The organism is Brevundimonas bullata (assembly GCF_003350205.1).
GTDB classification, from domain to species: Bacteria; Pseudomonadota; Alphaproteobacteria; order Caulobacterales; family Caulobacteraceae; genus Brevundimonas; species Brevundimonas bullata.
In genome coordinates this window covers 1-3,230 of sequence record NZ_QLLC01000070.1, presented here as the reverse complement: position 1 = coordinate 3,230, position 3,230 = coordinate 1, and the positions used below count along the sequence as shown (strand labels likewise).

The 3,230-nt window shown below is 65.0% G+C and carries 5 protein-coding genes; 1 reads left to right on the top strand and 4 read right to left on the bottom strand.

All coding sequences use genetic code 11. The annotated features are described in order from the left end of the window. Positions 1–51: 51 nt before the first annotated feature. Positions 52–756, bottom strand: a complete 705-nt coding sequence (locus DXK21_RS16260; RefSeq protein ID WP_114818807.1) for a glutathione S-transferase — start codon at positions 754–756, stop codon at positions 52–54. 117 nt (positions 757–873) lie between these two features. Between DXK21_RS16260 and trhA the strand changes: the two genes are divergently transcribed. Continuing rightward, positions 874–1,527 (top strand): PAQR family membrane homeostasis protein TrhA, encoded by a 654-nt coding sequence (gene trhA / locus DXK21_RS16255; RefSeq protein ID WP_114818806.1) that lies wholly within the window; start codon positions 874–876, stop codon positions 1,525–1,527. 250 nt (positions 1,528–1,777) lie between these two features. Here trhA and DXK21_RS16250 read toward each other — a convergent pair whose 3' ends face one another. The 3 genes from DXK21_RS16250 to DXK21_RS16240 form a co-directional block, all read right to left on the bottom strand. Continuing rightward, positions 1,778–2,161: a YybH family protein gene (locus DXK21_RS16250; RefSeq protein ID WP_114818805.1), complete on the bottom strand. Its 384-nt coding sequence runs from the start codon at positions 2,159–2,161 to the stop codon at positions 1,778–1,780. Positions 2,162–2,613: 452 nt separating this feature from the next. Beyond that, on the bottom strand, positions 2,614–2,859 hold the full coding sequence (locus DXK21_RS16245; RefSeq protein ID WP_162790727.1) for a hypothetical protein: 246 nt from the start codon (positions 2,857–2,859) through the stop codon (positions 2,614–2,616). A gap of 63 nt (positions 2,860–2,922) precedes the next feature. Beyond that, positions 2,923–3,156: a hypothetical protein gene (locus DXK21_RS16240; protein ID WP_114818803.1), complete on the bottom strand. Its 234-nt coding sequence runs from the start codon at positions 3,154–3,156 to the stop codon at positions 2,923–2,925. Between the last annotated feature and the right edge of the window lie 74 nt (positions 3,157–3,230).

The window sequence follows — 3,230 nt, the reverse complement described above, 5'->3', positions numbered from 1 at the left end:
CGTCCTCGTCGCTTCAATCCGCTTGTGGGTCAGGCACTTTGTCCACACCACCTAGTCTGTTCGGAGGACCAGGCGGAGGGATTGCTCGATCTCGCCTCCACAATAGAGGTCGCCGTACTCACGGCGGGCGCGGGTGGCCAAGTCGGTGAGCGCGGGCAGGGCCGAGATGCGGCGGGTCAATCCGGCCGTCGCGGGGGCGCCCTCCTCCAGCATCGCCGCGATCGGCGGAAAGCGTTCGTTCAGCGTCGACCACAGGGTCGCGGTGACGACGTCGGCCACGCCAGGGGCGTCGCCGCCCAGCAGATGGCCGGCGTCGGCGCTCAGGTCATGGCGGTGTCCTAGGTCCTCCCACAGGGCCATCCATTTTCGCAGGCGAGGGATGAAGTCCCTCCAGCGCGCGTCCGTCCACATCAGGCGTCCGCCATCCAGGGTGAGGTCGTCGATGAGGTCGTTGGCGTCGTTGGCCACCTTGAGCGTCAGGGCGCGTAGGGCAGGGGCGGCGGGGAGAAGGCCCAGCGTCTCGCCAAGGTAGAAGAGGATCGCCGGCGTCTGCGAGAGGGCGACGCCGGCGGTTTCGTCCACCAGGACGGGCGGACCCATGAAGGGGACCGGCATGGCCTCAAGCGGCCCCTCCATGAGGGCGCCTATGGCGTCGTCGCCGGGCTCGGTCCAGGTCTTGCCGGCATAGGCCAGGACGGCGCGCACGAACTGGCCGCGAAAGGGCGCGGACCAGTAGTAGAGGGTGTAGTCGGCCATCTGGACCTCCCATGGGTCGTGGCTCGCTCAACGCGTCGGAGCCAGGAGGCGTTCAATGGGCGCGTGAGGGGCTCATTCGTCGGCGGGATTATGTGTTAGGTTCGAGATGTGACCCAGATGACCCTTCCGCCGAGGCATTATCCGACGTCGCGCGCCAGGTGCGCGGACCTGGTGGTGCATATCGTCGGCCTGGCCTTCTCCCTGTTCGGCGGCGGCGTGCTGCTCGGACTGTCCGTCGCCAAGGGCAGTCTTGGTCTGGTGCTGGCCGTCTGCGTCTATGCGGTCGGCATGCTGGCCATGCTGGGCTTCTCTACCGCCTATAATTTCGCGGCTCCCCGGTGGCGTCCGCTTCTGCGTCGCCTCGATCACGCGGGCATCTTCCTGATGATCGCGGGCTCCTACACGCCGTTCACCACCCACAATCTGACCGGCGCCTGGGCCTGGGGCATGACGGCGGCGGTATGGAGCCTGGCCATCCTGGGGGCCTTGGGGAAACTGTTCCTGCCGGGCGTCGGCCGCCGGTTCTGGATCGTCCTCTATGTCGCTCTGAGCTGGCTCGTGGTGATCGCCTTCAAGCCGATGATCGCTCACGGTTCCTGGATCGCCCTCCTGCTCCTCGCCGTAGGCGGGGCCCTCTACATGTCCGGCGCGGTCTTCTATGTGCGCAAGAAGCTCGGCTGGTTCCGGGCGGTCTGGCATGGCCATGTGGTGGCGGCGGCCAGCGTGCATTGGGCGGCGGTCCTAGTCGGCGTGGTGCTTACCACGGCCTGACGGGGCCGATGGCGAGGCCGTTCGCCGGGTTTCACGCGGACATCAACAGGGTGTGCGCGCTGCAACCGCCGCATCCCCGTTCTACTTGTTTGGGCATGGCGCTCCCGGATGTCCTTCGCGAAGACCTCGTGGCGGCGGGGTTCTATCTCTTCGAAGGCGCATCCAACCCTGCAGACCCGGGCCGAGAAGAGGGGGCCGCCGCCGCGGGTTCGGTGGAAATCCTGAACGCGCCGCGCGAGGACCATTCGCCTCAATCGCGTACGGTTAGGAGGTTGGCGTCGCGCGCGAGACGCCATTGACCGTCCGTTTCCTTGCGCAGGAGCGTGAGAGTATAGCCCGCCCGATGAACGGTCCGGCCGTCGGGGAGGGCGGCGTTGATGTCGATATGGTTGCGGATAAAGGCCCAGTCGCCGAGCACCTGGAGTTCGACGATCTCGCTTTCGCCGTTGATCTGCACGCCTTCCATGGCCTTGGACGCCGCGGCGAATACGGCCTTGCCGAAAGGCTCCTGGCCGGGGACCATGAAGAGGGCGTCGTCCGTTATCAGATCGAGAACGGCGGCGGTATCGCCGCGCCTGGATGCGGCGAACCAGGTCTCGACGACCTGGCGGATCTCACGCTCATCGGGGGTCATTTCTAGCGTCTCGGCATGGAGAGTTTATCGTCACGGCATCCTCTTGGGAGGACGGGTTCCTGGCAAATGGATCGATTCCATGTCGAGACGGAAGCCGACCCTGGCGTGCTTGCGGCCGCCTGTTGCACAACTCTTGCGAGTATAGGCTGTACGGTTTCATTTTGGCGCAGGGGTGTCGTGAGCGAAACTTTGAGAGATCAGGCGGTGCATTGGCTTTGCCGGTCGTTTGGAGCACCGACTTCAGACATCCGCGAGGCCTATGTCGAGTTGGCGGTCATCTATGAGGCGCTGGCCGGGCTTGCCGAGCGCCTGGATCGCCTTTCGTCGGGCGCGCACCCGTCATAGGGCCATTCATGGGGTGTCATCGGGATGCGCGAATCTCGTCGCAGAGCGCGGAAGCGATCCTGGGGCTGATGACGGCCTAAAAGGCGGCAGGGCTGCAAGGTGCGGCGCTAGGCGAGGCTTTCCAGGAAGGTGCGTATGTTCGCGAGGGCGGCGACGTCCGCACCGTCGACGCGTCCGCCTATTTCGACATTGGGGATGATGACGCCGAGCATGCTGACGGTTTCGGCGATCGACCGGGGGATGTGATCGAGGATCAGGCGTTCGAGCTTGTTCAGGAGGTCGTCATCGCCCTCGGTGTCGGTGCTTGTAACGTAGGCTTCAACCGTCTCCTGGAACGCTACAACCATCGCCAAACTCCACAGAGGGAGGGCGCTGACCGCCAATCGGCCAGCCGGCCGTCCTTGTTCGCTCCCGGCTCAGTCGACGGGATCGAACAAGCTTACGCTCGGTTGAGTTGTGATTCCGGTCAAGGGTGAAGATTTGTGGACGCTATGCGGTGATGGACCCGCGGCCTGGGCGGCCTGGGCGGCCTGGGCGGCCTGGTCGACGGCCTCGACGCGAAGAAGAACCTCGCTCCAGGCCAGGGTCAGCGCCTCGATCACCCTGTCCGGATCGGCGTTGAAATCCACCTTGGCGAAGGCGTCGTCCATCCAGGTTTGTATCTGGCGTGCTAGGTAGTGTGGACAAAGTGGATTCCCAAATCACCAGATGACTGATTCAAGGC